Here is a 274-nt window from a genome sequence, read left to right on the forward strand (position 1 = left end):
GCGCTTCCTCTCCGGGTACCATCAGTAACGCTGACTTTCCGCCGGGTAGCGCTGCGCTTACCCGGCCTGCAACATCCGCAAATTTGCATCTTCCCTCCCCTCCCCGCACAATGAAGTCTGTCGCAGTGAAGACATAAGGTAACCTATGAGTCAGAGTCATTTCTTTGCCCACCTCTCCCGCCTGAAACTCATCAACCGCTGGCCGCTGATGCGCAATGTGCGTACTGAAAATGTGTCTGAGCACAGTTTGCAGGTTGCCATGGTCGCGCACGCG

At 56.2% G+C, this 274-nt stretch carries 1 protein-coding gene; it reads left to right on the plus strand.

The genetic code is table 11. From position 1 onward, the window contains the following. Nucleotides 1–145 precede the first annotated feature (145 nt). Nucleotides 146–274: YfbR-like 5'-deoxynucleotidase (locus RTW80_RS29230; RefSeq protein WP_312721622.1), on the plus strand; the 129-nt coding region annotated here is incomplete at its 3' end.

Origin of the sequence: Escherichia sp. AM3, assembly GCF_032029835.1 — a bacterium.
GTDB classification, from domain to species: Bacteria; Pseudomonadota; Gammaproteobacteria; order Enterobacterales; family Enterobacteriaceae; genus Escherichia; species Escherichia coli.